A 23,659-nucleotide genomic window follows, 5' to 3' on the forward strand; every position below is an offset into this window, starting at 1 on the left:
TAATTATCGGTAAGGCTGTATTAATATTTAAGCATTTATAGTTTTAGCTTTAGCAATAGCTTCTTCTATAGAGCCTACCAATCTAAATGCCTGGTCTGGTAAATCATCATAATCACCATTACAAATTCCTTTAAAACTTCTAATAGTGTCTTCCAATTTAACATATCTTCCTTGAAGCCCTGTAAATTGTTCTGCTACAAAGAAAGGCTGACTTAAGAATTGTTCTATTTTTCTAGCACGTGATACTGTTAATTTATCATCTTCAGAAAGTTCATCAGCACCCAATATTGCAATAATATCTTGTAAATCTCTATATCTTTGTAGTATATGTTGAACTTTTCTAGCTACTTCATAATGTTCTTTACCTAATACTATAGGGTCTAATATTCTGCTTGTTGAAGCTAGAGGGTCTACTGCAGGATAAATACCTTTTTCACTTACTTCCCTAGAGAGTACAGTTGTAGCGTCTAAGTGAGTGAAAGCTGTAGCAGGAGCAGGGTCTGTTAAGTCATCTGCAGGTACATATACTGCTTGTATTGAAGTAATTGAACCATGCTTAGTAGAAGTTATTCTCTCTTGCAAAGCACCCATTTCTGTAGCTAGGGTAGGCTGATAACCAACTGCTGAAGGCATACGTCCAAGCAATGCAGAAACCTCACTTCCAGCTTGAGTAAATCTAAATATATTATCTATAAATAAAAGTACATCTAAATTAGCAGAATCTCTAAAATATTCAGCCATAGTAAGAGCAGTTAATGCTACTCTAAGTCTTGCTCCAGGAGGCTCATTCATCTGACCATAAACAAGACAAGTTTTATTAATAACTCCAGACTCTTTCATCTCTGACCATAAGTCATTACCTTCTCTTGTTCTCTCTCCAACACCAGCAAATACAGAATATCCGCCATGTTCACTTGCAATATTATGTATAAGCTCCATTATAAGAACAGTCTTACCAACTCCGGCACCTCCGAAAAGACCTGTTTTACCGCCTTTAATATATGGAGCAAGTAAATCTATTACTTTAATACCGGTTTCAAATATTTCTAATTTTGGTTCTAATGCATCAAACTTAGGAGGGTTAGCATGTATTGAACGATATTCTTTAGCTTTTATAGGTTCGCCTTTATCAACTGTTTGACCTAATACATTAAATATTCTTCCTATAGTTTCATTACCAACAGGAACCATTATATGATTGCCTGTATCTATTATTTCATCTCCTCTAGATATACCATCAGTAGATTCTAAAGCTATAGCCCTTACTCTTCCGCTTCCCAAATGTTGCTGAACTTCGCAGACTATATGTCTTTTTATACCTTCTACTTCTTTATCTATATAAAGAGCATTTAATATTGCAGGAAGATGTCCTTCTTCAAATTCGGCGTCTAATGTTGAGCCTACTACTTGAATTACCTTTCCTTTTTTACCTTCTATCATAAATTTTTTCCTTCAAACAAAAATATTAAAAAATATTGATATATATTTTATATCTATTGAAAACTTATTCAAGTACTTTTATCATTTCTTTATGAATTTTTTTATTGCTTGCTATATATTGTTTTTTTGAGAAAATATCATATTCTTTCATGTTAATATTTGTAACTAAACCGCCAGCCTGCTTCAAAATTACACTTCCCGCACATATATCCCAAGGCGATAATCCATATTCAAAAAATCCGTCAGCAATACCTTCCGCTACCATACATATATCTAATGCAGCAGAACCATCTCTTCTAACTGCTAAACTTCTTTTAACCATATTAGCAAAATCTATCATTCTGTTATTTAAAAAATCATCATCAGTGCTTGTATTATAATAAAAACCTGTAATAATTAAAGAATCTATTAATTTATTATTATTGCTTACACTAATAACTTTTTTATTTTTATAAGCTTTTGATTTTATATGTGCTTTATATACTGTGTCTGTTATAGGGTTATAAACAACGCCAAGTATAGGAATATTTTTGTATGCCAAGCCAATAGATACACAATAAAATGGGTAACCATGTATAAAATTAGTAGTGCCGTCTATAGGGTCTACTATCCAATTAAAGTCTTTATCATTATCTGTTTTTCCAGATTCTTCGCCATAAAAACCGAATTTTGGATATTTTTTAGTTAAATACTCTCTTATTGTTTTTTCATTTTTTACATCTATTTCTGTGAATAAATCTGTTTTTCCTTTATGCGATATCATCTTTGGAGAAGAAAAAAACTTAAGAGAATATTTTCCTGCTTTAATAGCAATATATTCAGCATCTTTTATACATCTATTTAAACTCGATTTTGATATTTTGTTTATTTTAGATTCTATTTCTTTTTTTTCTCTTATCTCTTCTTTTTTTTCATCACTTAATTTTTTAAATATAGGCATAATTAGATACTCCTTAAAAAATTATATTATCTATTAGTCCTAGTCTCTCTAAATAATAATGCAGAAGGATTATCCTTTAATTTTTCACTAAATACTCTCATATTATCAATAATAGCAGCTACATTTGTCTGCATATTTGTATCTTTCATTATGATTCCTGCTGTACCTTTGCCATTTTCTACATCATTAATTATGCTAGATAAATCTCTTGTTATAGAATTAATATGTATTAAACTCTCATTGAAATTTGAAATTACATCTGTGATAGTTTTTTCATTAGTACCTACAATTTCAGTTATGCTCATAATAGTTTTAGACAAATTAGTTAATATTCCCGAAAACTGTTCAAAGTTTAAATCTTTACCAATATCTCCTATAGAACCTAATGTGCTTTCCAAACTAAAAGGCTCTACACCTTGTACAACTGTTTCTGGTTCTATGGATTTAAGCCCGGAAGTTGTAATTGTTGGAGGCGTTGCCATGATATATTTTTCACCAAGACCTAATCCTACTGTCTGTATAGTAAATCTTGTGCCTTCTGGTAATATAACTTTTCTATCTGTAATAAATAAAGTTACTCTTATAGTTCCATCTGGGTTAATACTAATATCTTCTATAAATCCAATATTAATACCGCCGCCTCTATATGATACTTTACCATTTACAAGCAAGTCTCCAATAAATACATAATCTACGTATATTCTGTAACCATTGCCCTTTAATTTAAACTTACCGAATACTGTTATAGCTCCAATTAATAGTACTAAAGTAACTATGAAAAATATTCCTAATTTTACCTTGTTTTTCATAAATCTTCCTTATAAATTAATCTTTTGGTCTAATACTTTCTATATCTTCACCTTTTTTTGTCTATACTACTCATAAAAAAGAAATCTCAAATGAGGGTTTTCTATTTCTTTTAAATGATCAGGGTCTCCGCCTTCTATAACCTGCCCCTTATGCAGCATAACAACTCTATCTGCCATTCTAAATACACTAGTCATATCATGCGTAATAACTATACTTGTAACATTAAGTATATTTTGCATTTTTACTATTAAATCATCTATTACTCTAGACATAACAGGATCTAGTCCAGTAGTAGGTTCATCATATAATAATATTTCAGGGTCCATTGCAATAGCACGAGCAAGCCCAACACGTTTTTTCATTCCTCCAGACAATTCTGAAGGCATTTTATGTTCTATATTTGGCATGCCAACCATATCCAACACTTCAGCTACTTTTACCTTTATCTTGCTTTCCGGCATACCCTTTTTTATTCTTCTAAGCCCAAAACTTACATTCTCATAAACATTCAAAGAGTCAAATAAAGCAGCCCCCTGAAAAACCATAGCAAACTTTTTTCTAACTTCTGTAAGTTCATTATCAGATATCTGATTTATATCATTACCATCTATTATAATACTTCCGGAATCTGGCTGTAATAAACCTATTAAGTGTTTTATAAGAACGCTTTTTCCACAGCCGGAGTTACCTATAACCGCTAATGTTTCGCCTCTATTAACTATGAGATTAACACCATTCAAGACCTTTTGACTGCCAAAACTTTTATATACATCTTTTAATTCTATTATATTCATAAAACGAAAATTTCCCTCAAACAGTAACTCTTAATAATTTTATTCCTTTTTCACTATATATACTATATTCTCCAAGATATGCAGGTAAAAGAACAGTTTTTCCAGCCTCTAATTCAATACTATTTTCATCACTTGTTATTGTTCCATTTCCTTCCATTACTAATATTATTTCAAATGTTTTATTATTAGTTTTAGAAGTGTATTTATCTTTTATAAGATATTCTTCTGTTGTGAAATATTCATTTGAAAATATATTATTGATTTCTATATTATTTTCTTTTAATAAATTTTCTTTTTTTGATTTCAATTGAAATGCATCTATATCTTTAATAACATTAAAAGAGTCTTCTATATGAAGTTCTCTTGAATTACCATTTTTATCTACTCTATTCCAATCATAAAGTCTGTAGGTAACATCACTTGGAGTTTGTATTTCTGCTATTAAACTATTACCCATTATAGCATGTATACAGCCATTTGGTATATAAAAAGCATCTCCTTTTTTTATATCAAAATAATTAAACATATCTTCTATGTTTTCTTTATTTTCTATAGCAGCTTTCAATTTATTTTTATCAATACCTTTTTTTAACCCTATTAAAAGTTTAGCATTTTCATCTGCTTCCATAATATACCACATTTCATTTTTGCCATGTTTATTATGTTTTTTATTAGCATATTCTTCATCGGGGTGAACTTGTATTGATAATTTATCTTTCGCATCTATAAATTTTATTAATAGAGGGAAATCTTTTTGATTTTTACAATTACTTCCCAATAGTTTTTCGCCGAGATGTTCTATTAAAAATGATATATCTTTTTCTTTAAACTCTCCATTAGAAACAATGTTTTTATCATTTTTTAAATCACATATTTCCCAGCTTTCGCCGATATTTTTATCTTTATCAAAATGTTTAGAATAAGATTTAACTAATGTGTTGCCGCCCCAGATGGACTCTTTACCAATTTCTTTAAATTCAAATATATACATAGTTACATTATATAAAATAAAAAAAATAATTCAATACAATAAAATTTAATTATTTAAATACCGCACGTTAAATTAAGCAATAAATTATTAATATGTTTTAATTATATAATTTTTATTATAAACAATAGTTATTAAAGCGTGCGTTGAATGGATTTTTAATTTAAATAAAAACTTGGGTGGGGTGCTTTTTTATTTAGTAGACAAAAAGATAATAAAATTAGAATTTTAAAATGATACAATAAAAAATAAAGGGTGGGGTATGTTATAAAAACAAAAAATAAATAAAAAGGAGTATCAACTTAAAAGTTAATACCCCTCTTATTAATAAAAACTATTATACTATAATTATGCTTTAATTAACACTTTGCCGTCTTTTGCATATAGCTTATTAGTAAATACATCATTAATATTCTCTAAATCAACAATGTCAGTGATAATTTCTGATACATCTATTACTCCTTTAGCAAGTAAATTAGCAGCCCTTTCAAAAGCATAAGGATTGACAAAAGAAGTTTTTATCGTAAGCTCTTTTTGAAACATTTCAAAAGGTTTTATTTTTACTTCATCATCAGGAGCAGTAAGTCCAAAAAGCATTATTTCAGCACCCTTGCCTGCATATTTAATAGAATATTTAGCAGTCTGTACTTTTCCAGCACAATCTATAACTTTATCAATATTAAATATATTATTATTTTTTAGTATTTCTTCAGTATTATCATTAATAGGGTCTATTACAATATTAGCACCATATTTTTTAGCTCTTTCTCTTCTTTTTTCAAACGGCTCTACAGCAATTATATTAACAGCCCCTTTATATTTTAAAAGTTGAATCATCATAAGCCCAATATTTCCAGCACCAACTACCATCACAGTATCACCCTGCTTAATATCCATTAAATCTATACCATGCAAGCAACAAGAAATAGGTTCAACCATAGCCGCACTCTCATAAGAAACATTATCAGCTACTTTAAATACTAAGTTCTCTTTAACTGTAACATACTCAGCAAAACCCCCGTCTAATGATACTCCAACAGCAGTCATATTGTTGCATAGGTGTTTTTTAGCATTATTACAATAGTAGCAATTATTACAATAGTCATTAGGATCAATAGCAACTTTATCTCCTATTTTTACTTTAGTAACATTCTTTCCAATTTTCTCTACACAGCCTGATAATTCATGTCCCAATATTCTAGGAGGCTTAACATCAGTGCATCCTTTCTCTCCTTCATATATATGAACATCTGTTCCGCACACTCCAGAGTATTTAACTTTTATTAAAACTTCATTGTCTTTAGGTTCTTTTATATTTACGTCTTCTACAACAATTTTTTGTTTTCCATAAAATACAGCAGCTTTCATTATTAAACTCCTATAAAAAATAATAAAATTACTATGAAATAATAATCTATTAAATATTCTTGTCAAGAAGATGAAAAAAACATTTATATTATTATGTAATTTTTATATGTGTTGTTATAAATATACCGCACGTTAAACAAAATTTAAAATATAAATCAATTATGAATATTAATTTGTGTTATTATAAAAATTAGCTCATCGTGCGTTGAATATACTTGTTATTTAAATAAAAACTTGGGTGGGTATGCTTTTTTATTTAGTTAACAAAAAAATAATAAAATTAGAATTTTAAAATGATACAATAAAAAATAAAGGGTGGGGTGTGTAATGAAAATAAAAAAAGAGTATAGATTTTTTTAATCCATACTCTTTATTATTTTTATAAACAATTATATTTTATTTTACAACTATGTTTACAAGCTTTCCTTTAACATAAACTACTTTAACAATGTTTTTACCTTCTGTAAACTGTTTTACTTTGTCGCTTGATAATGCTTGATTTTTTGCATCATCTTCGCTTATATTAACATCAGCTTCTATTCTGTCTCTTATTTTACCATTAACTTGGAATACAAGTTCAAATGTGTCATCTTTGCAATACTGTTCATCATGCTCAACCCATCTTTCTTCAATTATCATTTTACCGAAGTTTAATATTTGATAAAGCTCTTCTGTGATATGCGGAGCTATTGGGTTAAGAAGAATTAAGTATCCTCTAATCACTTCTCTAAACATAGCATAATCATCATTGTTAGCTAATTTTATAGTAGACATATCATTCAAAAGCTCCATTAATGAAGCAATTGCAGTGTTGAAGTGGAATCTGTCTTTAATGTCTATTGTAACTTTCTTAATAGTTTTATTGTATTTTCTAAATAATTTTTGTCCGTCTTTTGAAAGATTGTTGTAGTCAAATGATTTGGCATTTTTGAAAGCTTCTTCATCTTTGTATTTTAAGAATAAGTTCCAAATTCTGTTTAAGAATCTTGCAGAACCTTTAACACCCTCATCAGACCATTCTTTGTCTTTTTCTGGAGGAGCAACAAACATAACAAATATTCTAACAGCATCAGCACCGAAAAGCTCTATAATCTCAGCAGGATCAACACCATTAGCTTTTGATTTAGACATCTTTTCCATTTTTACTATAATATCTTCTTTTTTAATGCCGTCTTTTTCGTATTCTTTATTGTTCATCTGCTCTTGAGTATAGAATTTTTTCAATGATTTAGCCTCATAACTATTTGCTAAAACCATACCTTGAGTAAGAAGTCTATTGAAAGGCTCATCTCCTTTTATAAGTCCTATATCTCTCATAAACTTGTACCAGAATCTTGAATACAAAAGGTGCATACAAGCATGTTCAATACCGCCTATGTATTGGTCAACTCCAAGCCAAGCATTAGCAGAAGCAGGGTCAAAAGGCATTTTATCATTATGAGCATCAGTGTATCTTGCATAATACCAAGAACTGCATGTAAATGTGTCCATAGTATCAGTTTCTCTCTTTGCAGGAGCACCGCATTTAGGACATGTTGTATTAACAAATGATGCAGATTTTTTAAGAGGATTTTCTCCAACTGTAAACTCTATATCCATAGGAAGTGTTATAGGTAATTCACTTTCAGGTACAGGTACAACACCGCATTTCTCACAATGTACAAAAGGAAGAGGATTGCCCCAATATCTTTGTCTTGATATAAGCCAATCTCTAAGTTTATATTGAACTTTTTCTTTTCCGAAACCTTTTTCTGTTGCATACTCTATTGCTCTTTTTATAGCATCTCTTGAAGAAAGTCCGTTTAATATATCAGAATTAACAACTATTCCATCTTCTACATAAGCTTCTGTCATAGTTTCTGCTTTTATAGAATTGTCAGCATTTTGTATAACAACTTTTACAGGGATATTATATTTTTTGGCAAATTCAAAGTCCCTCTGGTCATGAGCAGGTACAGCCATTACCGCACCGCTACCATACTCAGCTAAAACGAAATTAGCAGCATATAAAGGAGCTTTCTCACCATTAAATGGATTAACTACATATCTTCCTGTAAATACACCTTCTTTTTCGTAGTCTGTTTTTTGGTCAATCTTAGCAGACTTTTTAATAAACTCTTCTACAGCACTTTTCTGTTCAGGAGTACACATATCTAAAAGTCCGTCATAGTTCCAAGCTATAGCCATATAAGTAACACCGTAAATAGTGTCCGGGCGAGTTGTAAATATAGGGAAGTCTTTGCCGTCATCTAGATTAAAATTGATATAAGCACCAACACTTCTTCCTATCCAGTTTTTCTGCATAGCTATAACATTATCAGGCCAATAACCTTCTAATAGTTTTAAATCAGCGTCTAACTGTTCAGCATAATCAGTAACTTTTATATACCATTGTTCAAGTTTCTTTTTAGTAACTTCTCCGTCACATCTCCAGCAAGTGCCTTCTGCAGTAACTTGTTCGTTTGCTAATACTGTATTACAATGGTCGCACCAGTTAACATCGCCACCTTTTCTATATAAAAGCCCTTTCTCATACATTTTTAATATAAACCACTGTCCCCATTTATAATAATCAGGCAAACAAGTAGTAACTTCTCTATCCCAGTCATATGAATATCCAAGCAAGTTTAATTGGTCTTTCATATTAGCAATATTTTTCAAAGTCCATTCAGCAGGGTGGGTTTTGTTATCAATAGCGGCATTTTCTGCAGGCATACCGAAAGCGTCCCAGCCCATTGGGTGTAAAATATCATAGCCCAACAGTTTATAGTATCTAGCTATAGAGTCAGCTATAGTGTAGTTTGAAACGTGTCCCATATGCATTTTTCCAGATGGATATGGAAACATCTCTAATACATAATATTTTTTGTCTGTAGGTTTAGAAACTGTTTTGAAAGATTGATTGTCTTTCCAGTACTTCTGCCATTTCTTTTCAATGGTGGTAAAATTATATTCCATAATATACACTCCGTAGTTTGATACTATTTATTAATAAAAAAAATTATTATTTTTATGTGTATTTTGTAAAATTCCGCTTATTTTATTACTGTATAAAGAATTAAAATAAGATGATAACAGCAAAATATATTTACTGAAAATTTTTACAACAAAAATTATATTGCAAAATGTTATATTTTTCAAGTATTTTTTGTATATTTGTATAGATTTATGTTAATTGTAAAGAAGAGTAGTTTATTTTTTACGTAAAATTTACATTAATCTGTATGTTATGTGTGATATGTATTATATATTACTTATAAAAAGCTTATTATTGTAAATTTATTGTAAAATATTTGTAAAATTATATTGACAAAACTATCCCTTTGACTATAATTATAATTGTAAAGATAATTTACAATACAATAATCGGAGGTTAATTTATGAATACTAAATTACAACTTTCTATAAAAATAACTCCTAGTAAATTGCCTGAAAATGCTAGAAGATTAATAGAATTTTACTTTCATAATGCAAAAATAATATATATAGATAAAATTAATGATGAATATGAAGTGAAATTATCCAACGGAACTTATATTGATTTTGATAAAAACGGTAATTGGAATTATATAAGCAGTGATGATACTATAACAGATAGCATACTTCCAAAATCTATATCAAATAAAGTAAAAAATATTATAAAAAAATATAAAGATGTTCATATATATGAAATAAACAAAAGAATAAATTTTTATAGAATAAAATTAAGTAATTCCATAGATTTATGTATAAATTACAGAGGAGATTTATTAGCTTAAAGATGTTTTTTTATTGAGTATTAGTATGAGTTATTATATAATATACATCATATTAATAAAAAAGGTTGTTTTATGAAAAAGAAGATATTATTTATATTGATAATTGCAATTTCATTACTTTATTCCAAGAGCAATAATGATAAAATAAATAATTTAGGCATTACAAATGAAATAATAAAGCCTAGCGATGAATTATTAAGCTTATTAAAAAAAAATAAAAAGAAAACAGGTGTTGCTGAAATAATAGAATTAATAAATGAGGGCGGTATAAATGCAAGCTCTAAAACTGAAATTAATATAGGCGATGTTACACACTATGCTAATTCTACTCCTTTAATGATAGCTTCATCATACGGGCATTATGATATAGCAAAAGCTTTGATTGATAATGGGGCTTTGGTTAATTTAAGAGCAGACGATGGATTTAATGCTTTAATGGAAGCTGTGAGAACTGGCAATATAGAAATAGCAAAATTATTAATAGAACATAACTCTGATATAAATATAAAAAATAAAGACGGAAAAAATATGATTATGATTGCATGCGAAAAGGGTAATGAAGAAATGTTTAATATATTAATAGAAAACAATGCAGATATAAATGAAAAATCATCTTGGGGAGCATCTGCACTTATTTATGCTTCTGAAAAAGGCAATATCAACATAATGAAATATTTAATAGATAATGGAATAGATGTTAATGGAAAAGCTGATGATAATGGGGATACTCCATTACTTTGGGCTGTTACAGGTGAGAATCCTTATGAAGCTTCAAAACTTTTAATAGAAAATGGTGCCAATGTAAATGCTACAAATTATGGAGGAGTTGCTCCTGCTACTATACTTGCGGCGTCTACTCCTAAAGTAGTAAAGCTTTTAAAAGATAATGGTGCTGATTTGGATACTAAATTTTTAGATTATTATCCTCCTATAGCAATTGCTGCAGGTGCGGGTAATTTAGAAATAGTTAAGGCATTGGTTGAAAATGGGGCTGATGTGAACTATTATCCTAATGATATAAACTATACTGCGATATTTCATGCTATAGACCAACATAATTATGAAGTTGCTGAATATTTATTTAAAAATGGAGTGGATTTAAATATAAAAATGAAACCTGATAATGACTATGGCAGAAGTATAAAAGAAAGCTACAATGTTTTAGAATATGCTGAGGCTATTCAGGATAAAAAAATGATTGATTTAGTAAAAAAATATTATAAGAAAAAATAAATAGTTTTAAATTTTATTTTCTACTAAATACAATCAATAAAATCTAAAATGAAATCTAAGTTGACAAAATATACCGCTACAATGTATAATCAAAAAATATAATACATAATAAAAAAGAGGTTTATGATGAAAGTATTATGGATTATTATAATTAGTTCGTACATTGCTTATGGTCAGGTAAGTGAAGATTTTAAGAATTTAGCGGCAACAAATAAAGAATCAGCATTATACAAATCAGTAGTATTAGAAAATATTGATGAGTTTAAATACATAATTGAAAACAATAAAGAATATATAATTTATTCTATAACGAACAGTGAAACATGGTATAACTATATACCTAATTTAAGCACTAATAATTTCTCTGATTTCGTAAAAGTTTTATTAGATAATGGAATGGATATTAACGAGAAAAATGAAGAGGGAAAAAGCCTTATACTTAATGTAAGTAAGTACTACAATTCATTTCATAAACCTAAATTCGGTACAAGTGAAATTATAGGAGTTCCAGATAGTAAATATAAAATTGAAACACTTATAAATCTTGGGGCAAATATTAATATACAAGATAATGACGGAAATGGTATAATTCATTATATACTTTCTAGAGATAATATAGGAACAGAAGAATATGATATTATTGAAATGCTCATAAAAAACTCAGTCAATATTAATTTACAAAATAATGATGGAGATACTGCACTTCATAAAATTTTATATAAAAAAAATAATGACTATAGAGATATTGATATGGAAAAAAAAGTTGCCTCTCTTTTGATAGAAAATAATGCAGATAAAAATATAAAAAATAATAATGGGCAAAAAGCGTATCCCGGAGCATTTATATATAATATAAAATTAACTTTTAATGGAATATTTGGTACTTTATTTAATATTTTTAAGATTGTACTTCTAATTGTAATTGGTATACCTGCATTAATATTACATTTTATAGTTTTTAATATTTCAGAATTTTTCAGATAATTGATTTTTTATATAATTTATCAAAGCTTATATAATATAATTTTATAAAATAAAATTAAAAATTATTATTTTTTTTATTTTTTTGTTTTAGCAATATCCTTATTATATATAAATATCAAAATAATAAGGAAAATTACAAAAATAATAGACAATATAATATTTTTAACATAAATATTAAAATTTAAATTTATTAATTCAGTTAGTATATTCATACCCAATATCATAGGAATTGATATAGTTATAAAAAACAAAACTATAGATAAAGCACCAAATATAGATACTTCTTTATCATGTAATTGTGCTATTTCTGCAATTATCATAATAATATTTATTAATATTATAGGCCAAGAATGGGATAATAAATTAAAAATTATATTATTATCATATTTTTTATCAGAATTAAAAAATTTATTCCTAATTTCATTTAAATTAGTATATATATCATCAATTAAATTGTAATCATTTATTATAGAGTTTTTTAATTCTACTAAATATTTTTTATCATTATAATCAATATTATCATTTTTTAATAATAAATCAATCTTTTTCTAGATTTTCTAATTTATTCCTATTATTAATATATTTTGAAAAATAAAAAGTACTATCTAATATTAATACTAAAAATATAGATAATAATATTATAAATAGCATAATTAGTATTTTATGAAATGGTTTTAAATTATTAGTGGTCATCAATGTTACTATGATATTTATTAACTTATCCATAGTAATAATATATATTAAATAACTATAATAAAAACTAATTATAATTCATAAATATATAAAAAATATGAAATATAATTAGTTTTTATTTGTTTGTAAAAAAAATGTACTATACTAATACAAAAATTACAATGTATATATAATAAGAATTACCATTATAAAATATAATTTTATCAATATATTAAATAGATTTTTTATACTCTATATCTTAAAATGCTTATTTATCTTTATTCAATAATTCTTCGATGCTATTATTTATAATACAGTTTCCTATAAAAATACTCAAATTGTAACATAGATTATAATAAAAAATTAATAAGTACTTTTGCAGCTTTTGCCACGAGAAAAGTTGAACAAAAAAATTATAAATTAAAAAATTTTTAGTTTATAATTCCAATAAAGCTAATTTTATTTCAAGCCATGTTCTTCTTTAGTACGTTTTACATTTTCTCTGGCACATTCATTGCTAGGATCTAATTCTAAAGCTTTTTTATAATCTTTTAAAGCCTCTTCATAAAGACCTAAATTTTCCTTAGTAAAGCCTCTGTTATTATAAGCATCTACATAATCAGGATTTAATTTTATAGCCTTATCAAAATCTTCTATAGCTTCTTCATAAAGTCCCAAATTATCTTTAGCATTTCCCCTATTATTATATGCAAAAGCATAATTAGGATTTAATTTTATAGCTTTATTATAATCTTTAATAGCTTCTTCATAAAGTCCTAAATTATCTTTGGCAATTCCCCTATTATTATATGCAAGAGCATAATTAGGATTTAATTTTATAGCTTTGTTAAAATCTTTTATAGCTTCTTTAGAAAATCCCAACTCATCTTCTAATAATCCTTTATTATTATAAGCATCAAATAAATTAGGATCTATTGATAAAGCTTTATCAAAATCTTTAATAGCTTCTTCTAAAAGTCCTAAATCACTTTTAAGAAGTCCTCTATTATAATAAGCATATGTATAATCAGCTCTTAACTCTATAGCCTTATCATATTCTTCTATAGCTTCTTTTAAAAGTCCAAGTTTAGTTTTGGCAATAGCTTTGTTATAATAAGCATCTGCCATATTAGGGTTTAACTTTATAGCTTCATCATAATATTTTATAGCTTCTGCATATTCTCCATTAGCACTTTTATAAATACCTTTAGAATTATAATCATGATAATCAGTAAGATTGTTTAAACGATCAATATCAACTTCTTTATTATTGTCAACTATATTTGTAAAACTGACTATAAAATGTTTTTTATCTGACATTATTTTATTTAATTCTTCATTAAAAGCTTTTGCTCTGTCATTGAAATCATCAAAATCAGAATAATTTTCTGCATCAATATTATTTAAAAAATTATTAAATTCATCTACACATTTATTTAATTCTTTTTGCAAATTCTCTAATTTATTTTTAGATTCTTTTAAATGTTGTCCGAATAGAAAATTAGTCATTGTTGCCATTTTTAACTCCTATAACTATTTATTATTAATATATAAGTTATAATTTTGTATATGATACAATTATGTCATAGTATATACTGAAAATTTTTAAGTTTTTCAAAAAACTAGTTTTTATGTTTTTAATAAAAAACAATATATTATAAACCGCGTTCTTTTTTAAGATTTGCAATATTACTCTTTGCATATTCATTATTAGGATCTAATTCTAAAGCTTTTTTATAATCTTTCAAAGCTTCTTTATATAGCCCCGCATTTTTCTTAACCCAGCCTCTATCATTATATAAATAAGCTGTATTCGGTTCTAATTCTATAGCTTTATCATAATCTTCAATAGCTTCTTTATACTGTCCTAATTCATCTTTAGCACTTCCTCTGTTTCCGTAAGCATTGGTATAATCAGGAGTCAATTTTATAGCCTTAGTATAGTCTTTTATAGCTTCTTTATACAATCCTAAACTATATTTAGTAAGCCCTCTATTATTATAAGTATTGCTGTCATCTGGGTTTAACTCTATAGATTTATCATAATCTTTTAAAGCCTCTTTATAAAGACCTAAATCATTTTTAGAAAGTCCTCTGTTATTATATGCTTCACTGTAAGTTGGTCTTAATTCTATAGCCTTATCATAATATTTAATTGATTCTTTTAAAAGATCCAAATCATATTTAGCACTTCCTATATTATAATATGCTTCTGGATTATCCGCACATAAATCTATCGATTCTTCATAATCTTTGATTGCTTCTTCATACATTCCTAAATCGCTTTTAGCAAGCCCTCTATTATTATATGCATCACTATAATTAGGATTTAAATATATAGCTTTATCATAATCTTTTATAGATTCCTTATATAAACCAAGCTCTCTTTTTGCATTTGCCCTGTTATAATAAGCATCTACATAATTAGTATCCAATTTTATAATTTTGTCATAATCTTTTATAGCTTCTTCATATAATTCTAAATCGTATTTAGCATTTCCTCTATTAAGATAAGTATTTATATTGTTAGGTTCCCATTTTATAGCATTATCATAATCTTCTATAGCTTCTTTAAATAAACCTAACTCTTTTTTTGAATTTCCTCTATTATAATAGGCATCTGAATAATTTGGATTAATTTCTATAGCTTTGTTATAATCTTCAATAGCCTCTTTATAAAGCCCCAAATCATTTTTAGAATTGCCTCTGTTGCTATAGGCACAATAATTATTAGGCTCTAACTCTAAAATCTTATTAAAATCTTTTATAGCCTCATCAAAAAGCTCTAAATAATTTTTGGAAACTCCTCTATTATTATATGCATCTATATTATTAGGGTCCAACTCTATAACTTTATTATAATCTTCAATAGCTTCTTTGTGTAAGCCAGCATTATTTTTAGCAAACCCTCTGTTATAATAAGCGTCCTTATAATTTTTACTTAATTCTATTGCTTTGTCATAATCCTTTATAGCTTTTTTAAAAAATCCTAAATTGCTTCTAGCAAGTCCACGGTTATAATAAGCTAATGCATAATAATCAATCAAATCTATAGCTTTACTATAATAATCTATAGCATCTCTATATTCTCTCATATTGTTTAGAGCAACTCCATTAGTGTTACAATCGAAATATTCATCTAAAGTGTCTAAATCATTAATATCAATTTCATCATTTTCATCATTAAACATAGTTTTATCATAATGAAAATACTCAATAAACCTGTTATAAGTATAAAGTTCATCAGGCTCTTTTATATAGAATGTTTCAAGTATTCTGTTTAATTTATCATTAAATTTTTCTGCCTTGATGTTGAAATCATCAAAATCAGAATAATTAAATGCATCAATATTATTTAAAAAATTATTTGCCTCATATAGAATTTTTTCTGCTTCTTTTTTAAAATCATCTTTTAAATCTGGAACTTCTCTTTCTTCAAAAGCTTCTAATGATATTTTGCATTTTTCTATATGTTTACTAAAAAGATAATTAGATATTTTTGGCATTTTTTATTCCTATCATACTTTATTAATTTTATATAAATTATTATATTATAATAAAAAATAATTTAACACTATGTCAAATTAAATTGCATATACTAAAAATTTTTAAGTTTGTCAAAATAATTTTTTAAAACATTAGAAATTTCTATAGAAACCCCGCCCTATAGAGATTATAATCTATTTTAATATTTTAACTTAATTTATATTTTTTATTTAATTAAAAAAAGCACACCCACCCAAATTTTATTTAACTTTGTAGCTTAATTAACGCACGGTAAACTAAATTTAATATATAATTAAACTTAACATTCAAAATAAATTTATGTTTTTAATTCTGCTTAACGTGCGGTAAGTTCTTTTATTAAAATAATAAAATAATAAATACAAAAAAGAGCAAAGATAAATATATTTTATCAATGCTCTTTTATATTAATCATGATTTTTAATTATTGCTCTTTAGAGGCATAAGTAAATTTATGCATAGATAAAGCATCATAATAAACATCTTTTAATTTAGGATTAACAAGCAAAGGTTCAGTGTAAAAATACATAGGTATTATAGCAAAACTATTTACTAATAATTCCTCAGCCTTATGCATAGCTTCCATTCTAACTTTCTGATCTCCAGTAGTAAGTGCTGTTTGTATATAAGCATCATATTGAGCGTTACTATATGAGCTATAATTATTTGGAGAGTAGCTTGTGTATAATGATAAGAAGTTGATAGGGTCATTAAAGTCTCCAAACCAACCACCGCGGCACATAGTTAAGTTTTTATCATATCTAGTTTGTAAAAATACAGCCCATTCTTCCTGTACTATTTTTGTATCTATTCCTAAATTTTCTTTCCACATCTGCTGCACCGCTTCAAATATAGATATATGAAAACCAGGGTCAGCCTTAAACTCAAATACAGGGAAGCCTTCGCCATTAGGATATCCTGCTTCAGCCATTAATTTCTTAGCCTCTTCTACATTTTTCTTATATCCTTCTTGACTTATATCGAAATATCCGCCGCCATTTTCTCTAAAACTTCCATCAGCATCATTTATACCATAAGGAACAAAAGCATTAGCAGGAGTCTCTCCGCCTTTAGTTACTTGTTCTACTATATAATTTCTGTCTATAGCAAGAGCCAATGCCTTACGAACTCTAATATCTTTTAATACTTCATTAGTAGTATTTAAACAATAAAAATATGAAGCAAGCATTGGTTTTATTTGTAATAATCCTTCTTCTTTTAATGTTGGTATATCCTGAGTTGGTAATATTCTAGAAAAATCTATAGAACCTTCTTTGATGCCGGCAACAGAAGCAGTCTCATTTTGCATAAGAACAAATTTTAATTTCTCAGGTACAACATCATTGAAAGCCCAATAATTTGTATTTTTTACCATTATTATGCTTTCATCTTGATTAATTTCAGTAGTTACAAAAGGACCATTTCCTATATAACTTTCAACATTTAAACTCCAACTATCACCATATTTTTCTATTATATCTTTTCTTACAGGATAAAAAGTTGTAAATGCTACAAGGTCTAAAAAGTATGCAGTAGGTGCTTCCAATGTAACTTCTAAAGTATAATCATCTATAGCTTTTATTCCCAAACTATCAACAGGCATTTCTCCTGCTGTTATTGCTTTAGCATTTTTTACAGGCTCATGTTGAAAACTGTATTGGCTTCCAACAGCTGGGTCTACAACTCTTCTCCAAGCATAAACAAAATCATCAGCAACTACTGCTTTACCATCACTCCATTTAGCATTTGTTCTTAAATGAAATATATATCTACTACCATCATCAAGTATTTCCCAATTCTTAGCAACGCCTCCTACAATCTTTCCTTCTTTAGATTTTGTAGTTAAACCTTCAAATGCATGTATTACATAATAGCAAGCATCTAATGCAGTATTTAACCCAGGGTCTATTGTTTTTGGCTGAGGACCAGCATTAATAACAATAGTTTTATTGTCTAAATTACTTTTTCCGCCGCCGCAAGATAAAACGACAAATATAATCATTGGAAAAAAACAATATTAAAAATCGTTTATACATTTTAATACTCCTAAAACATTATTATTTATAGTAAAGAATTATAGAACACATATATCTTACTGTCAATAGTGTTATTATAAGAAGTAAGAAATATTTTTTGTTTTATAAAAAATATTGCTGAAATGTGTTGCAGTTATCTAATTAATTAAGATTTAAGTAATATAGATTAAATAAGATTAGAAAAAAAATATTGACCCTAGAGTTTACTTTAATGATATAATATAATAAAAAATATAAAAATGGAGATTACAAAATGAAAAAAGCTCTATTAATAATTGTGCTATTATATGTTATATCATGTAATAATTCTTCAAATGCACAAACGCAAAATAATAATGTATTTAATAATCAAAATAATTCCTCTAATGCAATGTATAATCAGGAGTTTAAAAAAGCTCCTATTAACATACAAACCAATGCAAATGGAAGAGTAAAATCAAGAGGATTCGCTGCAGTTTCGGCTAATATGGATTTTAAATATCATGAATTTACAAGGCATGCAGTAGGAAGCAATGATGTATTAATAGAAATACTTTATGCAGGAATATGCCATAGCGATATACATATGGTTGAAGGAAAGTCAAGCAATACTCCTTTGGTGGTAGGGCATGAGATAGCTGGAAGAGTTGTACAGGTTGGAAGTTCTGTAACAAAATTCAAAGTTGGTGATTTTGCCGGTGTAGGTTGTATGGTAAACTCTTGCGGAGAGTGTGAAAGCTGTTTAGATAATTTAGAACAATATTGTTTAAATAGAGCAGTTTATACTTATGGCTCAAGAGACAGATTCCATAATAATGAAATTACTCAAGGAGGTTATTCTGACAATATAGTAGTATCCGAAGATTTTGCAATACTCATACCAGACAATGCAGAGCTTGATAAAATTGCTCCTCTTCTTTGTGCAGGCATTACCACATACTCACCAATAAAGGCAATGAATGTACAAAAAGGAGAAAAAATTGGCATTGCAGGTTTTGGAGGGCTTGGCTCTATGGCTGTAAAATATGCTGTTAAATTAGGGGCAGAAGTTACTGTATTTGACATTACAGAAGATAAAAGACAAGATGCTTTAAATATGGGAGCTGTAAAATATGTTAATGTAAATAATCCAGAAGATTTAAAAAATATTAACAATACTCTTAATTATGTGATAAGCACAATTCCTGCATATTATGATGTTAATATGTATATGCGTATGCTTAAGAGGGGAGGTACTATGTGTATATTAGGTCTTCCTCGCACATCAAAAATGCCTACACTAATAGCGATGGTAGGTCAGCATGGCAGTAAAAAACTATTCGGTTCACTTATAGGCGGAATAAAAGAAACTCAGGAAATGCTCAACTATTCTATAGAAAATAATATTTATCCTACTGTTGAAATAATAAAGGCAGATGCTAAAACTATATCAGAAGCATACAGAAAAGTGATAGATGGAAAAGTTAAGTTTAGATATGTGATAGATATGCGTACTATGAAATAAAATTATTATTTTATAAATAGCATTCACAATAATTTTTTATTAATTAATTGATTTTTAATAATTGATGATATAATATATTTTTTAATTATTTATAAAAAACAAAAAGGGTATTGATTTATGAAAAATATTATGCGTTTATTTTTTATTTTTTTATTATCAATAGGCTTGATAATAACATTTTGTTCATCAAAAAATAAAAAATCAAGGTGAAGGTTTATTTATAAATGTAGGTCCAGAGCCTAAAACTATAGACCCTACATTAAACATAGCATCAGATGCTTCAGTTTACATAATACATGCATTTGAAGGACTTACAACAAGAAACAAAGAAGGTGTATTAGTAGGCGGAGCTGCTGAAAGCTGGGATATAAGCGAAGACGGACTTACATATACATTCCATTTAAGAACTAATGGAAAATGGTCTGACGGAACTCCATTAACATCTAAAGATTTTGTATATTCTTGGAAGAGAGCTGTAGACCCTAAAACAGCAAGCGAATATAGTTATCAATTTGAGCCTGTAAAAAATGCTATGGCTATTAATGCTAGTAAAATGGAATTGGATACTTTAGGAATAAGGGCTATTGATGATTATACTTTAGAGGTAACATTAGAAAAACCTACTGCATACTTTTTAGAGTTAACAGCATTTCCTACATTCTATCCTATTCGCGAGGATATTATAGAAAAGTATGGGGACACTTGGACTATTAATCCGGAAAGCTATATAGGAAATGGTTCTTATGTAATGATAGAACGCAATATAGATAATAATATAATAATGGTAAAAAATACTAATTATTGGGATTATGAGAATTTAGTTCCAGAAAAAATTACATTTGTTTTAATGGATAATCCTACAGCTTCAGTTGCTGGTATAAAAGAAGGTTCTCTACATTTTTCTGACAGAGTACCTGCTCAGGATATAGATACTCTAAAGGCAGAAGGATTACTTCAAATGGTTAAACGTCTTGGAACATATTATTATGCTGTAAACCATACTAATGAAGTTTTAAAAGATGGAAGAGTGAGAAAGGCTTTATCATTAGCTATAGACAGAAATTATATAGTTGATAATATAGTAAAAGCTGGTGTGCCTGCTGGTGCATTTGTGCCTTTTGGAGCTCCTGATGTTAATGGAGATTTCAGAGAAGTAGGCGGTGATTATATAAGTGTTAAGCCTGAAGATTATCAAAAAAATATAGAAGAAGCTAAAAAGTTAATGGAAGAAGCTGGATATACTAATGGAGAAGGTTTCCCTGTACTTCAATTTTTAGTTGATTCCAATAGAGAAATTCCTACATTTGAAGCTGTTCAGCAAATGTGGAAAGAACATTTAGGAATAGATACTTCTGTAAGTCAGCAAGAATGGGCTGTATTTTTACAAACATTATATACTGATAAAAATTATGTTATGGGAAGAAGCGGTTGGACTGCTGATTATAATGATGCTATGACATTCTTGGGTATGTTTTTAAGTTATAGTCCTCAAAACCATGCTCTATTTACAAATAAAGAATATGATAATTTACTTCAAACTGCTATGAATACAATAGATCAGAATATCAGAATGGACGCTATGCATAAAGCTGAAAAAATATTTATGGATAATGATGTTATAATACCATTATATTATTATGCTACACCTACTTTAGTTAGTCCTAAGTTGAAAGGTGTTGTATATGATAATTTGGCAAAACATAAATTTAGCTATGCTTATATAGAAAATTAATTATTAGTATATTTAAAAATACTCAAGGTTGAGTAAGATGTTTAGTTATTATCTTATTCAGCCTTTTTATTTTTAAACTTTTGTATACTAGTATTGTATATAATAAAAAGATATATAAAGAATTATTAATTTTATTTATAGTTTTTATAAAAATAGATTCAATTATTTATTATTAAATATAAAAAATTATAGTTGCAATAAATATCAAAATTTATAAATTATAATATTATTTATTTTATTAAAACTTTTGGATATGTTATGAAACTCAATATAGAAAATTTGAATGATAAAAATTTTTGGGAAAATGCTAATATAGAAGTTCCTAAATATAATATAAATGATATTAGAAAAAATACAGCTAAAAAACCTACATGGATTCATTTTGGAGCTGGAAATATATTTAGAGGTTTTATAGCAGCAGTAGCTGATACACTCTTAAATGATAGTATAATAGATACTGGTATAATAGCAGTAGATACTCATGCTTTTGGAAGAGATGATGATTATGATATGATTAATAAAGTTTATAAGCCTTTTGATAATCTTACTCTTTTAGCTTCTATTAAAAGCAATGGTGATATAGATAAAAAAATAATAGGAAGTATAACTGATATATTACATGCTGATTTTATTAATAATTATGATGCATTAAAAAAAATATTTATATCAAGCTCTCTTCAAATAGTGAGTTTTACTATTACAGAAAAAGGTTATTCAATAAAAGACTTAAATGGTAATTATACTAGCATAGTAGAAGAAGATATTGATAATGAGCCAAAAAAAGCAAAAAATATTATGAGTATTATTGCTACTATGCTTTTAGAAAGATATAAAAACGGTGCCTTTCCTATAGCTATGCTTAGTGTAGATAACTGTTCAAATAATGGAGATAAATTAAAATCCTCTATTGTTGAAATATCTAGAGAATGGGTAAAAAGAGGTTATGCTGATAATGGCTTTGTAGAATATATTGAAGATAGCAAAAAGGTTTCTTTCCCATTAAGCATGGTTGATAAAATTACTCCAAGACCTTCTGAGATTATAGAAAAAAAATTAGAGTATATAGGACTTGAAGAAATGTCATTATTTAAAGTTGGTCATAACAACATGGCTCCTTTTGTAAATGCTGAAAGTGTTGGATATTTAGTTGTAGAGGATTTATTTCCAAATGGAAGACCAAAGTTTGAAAAAGCTAATGTATATGTAACAGACAGAATAACAGTTCAAACTGTAGAGAAAATGAAAGTTACAACTTGTTTAAATCCGCTTCATACAGCTTTAGCAATATTTGGCTGTTTACTAAATTATAATTTTATTTATGAAGAGATGAGAAATCCTTCATTAAAAAAATTAGTTGAAAAAATAGGTTATGATGAAGGCATGAAAGTAGTTGCTGACCCTAAAATTTTGAACCCTAAAGATTTTATAAAAGAAGTAATTGAAGAGCGTTTGGTAAATCCTTATATACCAGATTCCCCAAAAAGAATAGCAACAGACACTTCTCAAAAAATACCTATAAGATATGGAGAGACATTAAAATCTTATGTTAAAAATGGACTTGACATTTCTTCTTTAGTAGGCATACCTTTAACTATAGCAGCTTGGCTTAGGTATTTAGTGGGTATTGATGATAATGGAAAACCTATGGAAATAAGTCCAGACCCTATGCTTGAAGAATTACAAAAACATATAAAAAACATCAAGTTCAAATATAAAGAAACTATTGGAAATAATTTAAAGCCTATACTTTCTAATAAGATTATATTTGCTGTTGATTTATATGATGAAAAGATAAATTTAAGGAAAAAAAATAGAAAGTTATTTTAGTGAGATGATAAGTAAAGAAAATGCTGTAAAAGAATGTTTAGAAAAATATATAAAATAATTTAAGGAGAA

The 23,659-nt window shown here is 27.4% G+C and carries 14 protein-coding genes and 2 pseudogenes; 6 read left to right on the top strand and 10 right to left on the bottom strand.

Going from position 1 to position 23,659, the window contains the following annotated elements; all coding sequences use genetic code 11:
* Positions 1 to 27: 27 nt before the first annotated feature.
* The 7 genes and pseudogenes from atpD to leuS form a co-directional block, all read right to left on the bottom strand.
* Positions 28 to 1,440, bottom strand: coding sequence for a F0F1 ATP synthase subunit beta (gene atpD / locus BPP43_RS00495; RefSeq protein WP_014933478.1), 1,413 nt, complete (start codon positions 1,438 to 1,440; stop codon positions 28 to 30).
* A 64-nt stretch (positions 1,441 to 1,504) separates the two neighbouring features.
* Positions 1,505 to 2,380, bottom strand: coding sequence for an inositol monophosphatase family protein (locus BPP43_RS00500; protein WP_013243456.1), 876 nt, complete (start codon positions 2,378 to 2,380; stop codon positions 1,505 to 1,507).
* Between the two features lie 26 nt (positions 2,381 to 2,406).
* Complete coding sequence (locus BPP43_RS00505) at positions 2,407 to 3,189, bottom strand: MlaD family protein (RefSeq protein WP_014933476.1); 783 nt, start codon at positions 3,187 to 3,189, stop codon at positions 2,407 to 2,409.
* Positions 3,190 to 3,205: 16 nt separating this feature from the next.
* Positions 3,206 to 3,984: pseudogene (locus tag BPP43_RS00510) on the bottom strand (ABC transporter ATP-binding protein).
* Positions 3,985 to 4,000: 16 nt separating this feature from the next.
* Positions 4,001 to 4,975 carry a type I phosphomannose isomerase catalytic subunit gene (locus BPP43_RS00515; RefSeq protein ID WP_013243453.1) on the bottom strand — a complete coding sequence of 325 codons (975 nt, stop codon included), beginning with the start codon at positions 4,973 to 4,975 and terminating at the stop codon, positions 4,001 to 4,003.
* A gap of 345 nt (positions 4,976 to 5,320) precedes the next feature.
* The gene (locus tag BPP43_RS00520; protein WP_015273844.1) at positions 5,321 to 6,340 is read right to left on the bottom strand and encodes a zinc-dependent alcohol dehydrogenase family protein; all 1,020 of its coding nucleotides are present in this window, start codon (positions 6,338 to 6,340) and stop codon (positions 5,321 to 5,323) included.
* Positions 6,341 to 6,736: 396 nt separating this feature from the next.
* A complete protein-coding gene (gene leuS / locus BPP43_RS00525) occupies positions 6,737 to 9,298 on the bottom strand; it encodes a leucine--tRNA ligase (protein ID WP_015273845.1) in 2,562 nt (853 codons plus the stop codon).
* 422 nt (positions 9,299 to 9,720) lie between these two features.
* Here leuS and BPP43_RS00530 point away from each other — a divergent pair, with 422 nt between their 5' ends.
* The 3 genes from BPP43_RS00530 (at position 9,721) to BPP43_RS00540 (ending at position 12,315) form a co-directional block, all read left to right on the top strand.
* Entirely contained in the window at positions 9,721 to 10,098 is a 378-nt protein-coding gene (locus BPP43_RS00530) for a PepSY-like domain-containing protein (protein WP_014933470.1), read from the top strand.
* A gap of 72 nt (positions 10,099 to 10,170) precedes the next feature.
* Complete coding sequence (locus BPP43_RS00535) at positions 10,171 to 11,331, top strand: ankyrin repeat domain-containing protein (RefSeq protein WP_015273846.1); 1,161 nt, start codon at positions 10,171 to 10,173, stop codon at positions 11,329 to 11,331.
* Between the two features lie 126 nt (positions 11,332 to 11,457).
* The gene (locus tag BPP43_RS00540) at positions 11,458 to 12,315 is read left to right on the top strand and encodes an ankyrin repeat domain-containing protein (protein WP_015273847.1); all 858 of its coding nucleotides are present in this window, start codon (positions 11,458 to 11,460) and stop codon (positions 12,313 to 12,315) included.
* Between the two features lie 1,131 nt (positions 12,316 to 13,446).
* Here the strand turns inward: BPP43_RS00540 and BPP43_RS00550 are convergent.
* From BPP43_RS00550 to BPP43_RS00560, 3 genes are all read right to left on the bottom strand, one after another.
* Positions 13,447 to 14,505, bottom strand: a complete 1,059-nt coding sequence (locus BPP43_RS00550) for a tetratricopeptide repeat protein (RefSeq protein WP_015273849.1) — start codon at positions 14,503 to 14,505, stop codon at positions 13,447 to 13,449.
* Between the two features lie 137 nt (positions 14,506 to 14,642).
* Complete coding sequence (locus tag BPP43_RS00555) at positions 14,643 to 16,493, bottom strand: tetratricopeptide repeat protein (RefSeq protein ID WP_015273850.1); 1,851 nt, start codon at positions 16,491 to 16,493, stop codon at positions 14,643 to 14,645.
* A gap of 443 nt (positions 16,494 to 16,936) precedes the next feature.
* Positions 16,937 to 18,514: a peptide ABC transporter substrate-binding protein gene (locus BPP43_RS00560; RefSeq protein WP_015273851.1), complete on the bottom strand. Its 1,578-nt coding sequence runs from the start codon at positions 18,512 to 18,514 to the stop codon at positions 16,937 to 16,939.
* Between the two features lie 287 nt (positions 18,515 to 18,801).
* Between BPP43_RS00560 and BPP43_RS00565 the strand changes: the two genes are divergently transcribed.
* From BPP43_RS00565 to BPP43_RS00575, 3 genes and pseudogenes are all read left to right on the top strand, one after another.
* The gene (locus tag BPP43_RS00565) at positions 18,802 to 20,031 is read left to right on the top strand and encodes an NAD(P)-dependent alcohol dehydrogenase (RefSeq protein ID WP_015273852.1); all 1,230 of its coding nucleotides are present in this window, start codon (positions 18,802 to 18,804) and stop codon (positions 20,029 to 20,031) included.
* A 117-nt stretch (positions 20,032 to 20,148) separates the two neighbouring features.
* Positions 20,149 to 21,763, top strand: a pseudogene (locus BPP43_RS00570) (peptide ABC transporter substrate-binding protein).
* A 258-nt stretch (positions 21,764 to 22,021) separates the two neighbouring features.
* Complete coding sequence (locus BPP43_RS00575) at positions 22,022 to 23,590, top strand: mannitol dehydrogenase family protein (RefSeq protein ID WP_015273854.1); 1,569 nt, start codon at positions 22,022 to 22,024, stop codon at positions 23,588 to 23,590.
* Positions 23,591 to 23,659 lie beyond the last annotated feature (69 nt).

The sequence above is a fragment of the Brachyspira pilosicoli P43/6/78 genome (assembly GCF_000325665.1).
Classification (GTDB): Bacteria; Spirochaetota; Brachyspiria; order Brachyspirales; family Brachyspiraceae; genus Brachyspira; species Brachyspira pilosicoli.

Bases quoted from the DNA above. Each gene is read 5' to 3' on its own strand.
- BPP43_RS00515 (WP_013243453.1), bottom strand. From the start codon at position 4,975: ATGTATATATTTGAATTTAAAGAAATTGGTAAAGAGTCCATCTGGGGC.
- BPP43_RS00555 (WP_015273850.1), bottom strand. From the start codon at position 16,493: ATGCCAAAAATATCTAATTATCTTTTTAGTAAACATATAGAAAAATGC.
- BPP43_RS00505 (WP_014933476.1), bottom strand. From the start codon at position 3,189: ATGAAAAACAAGGTAAAATTAGGAATATTTTTCATAGTTACTTTAGTA.
- BPP43_RS00565 (WP_015273852.1), top strand. From the start codon at position 18,802: ATGAAAAAAGCTCTATTAATAATTGTGCTATTATATGTTATATCATGT.
- BPP43_RS00575 (WP_015273854.1), top strand. From the start codon at position 22,022: ATGAAACTCAATATAGAAAATTTGAATGATAAAAATTTTTGGGAAAAT.
- BPP43_RS00520 (WP_015273844.1), bottom strand. From the start codon at position 6,340: ATGAAAGCTGCTGTATTTTATGGAAAACAAAAAATTGTTGTAGAAGAC.
- leuS (WP_015273845.1), bottom strand. From the start codon at position 9,298: ATGGAATATAATTTTACCACCATTGAAAAGAAATGGCAGAAGTACTGG.
- BPP43_RS00540 (WP_015273847.1), top strand. From the start codon at position 11,458: ATGAAAGTATTATGGATTATTATAATTAGTTCGTACATTGCTTATGGT.
- atpD (WP_014933478.1), bottom strand. From the start codon at position 1,440: ATGATAGAAGGTAAAAAAGGAAAGGTAATTCAAGTAGTAGGCTCAACA.
- BPP43_RS00535 (WP_015273846.1), top strand. From the start codon at position 10,171: ATGAAAAAGAAGATATTATTTATATTGATAATTGCAATTTCATTACTT.
- BPP43_RS00560 (WP_015273851.1), bottom strand. From the start codon at position 18,514: ATGATTATATTTGTCGTTTTATCTTGCGGCGGCGGAAAAAGTAATTTA.
- BPP43_RS00550 (WP_015273849.1), bottom strand. From the start codon at position 14,505: ATGGCAACAATGACTAATTTTCTATTCGGACAACATTTAAAAGAATCT.
- BPP43_RS00530 (WP_014933470.1), top strand. From the start codon at position 9,721: ATGAATACTAAATTACAACTTTCTATAAAAATAACTCCTAGTAAATTG.
- BPP43_RS00500 (WP_013243456.1), bottom strand. From the start codon at position 2,380: ATGCCTATATTTAAAAAATTAAGTGATGAAAAAAAAGAAGAGATAAGA.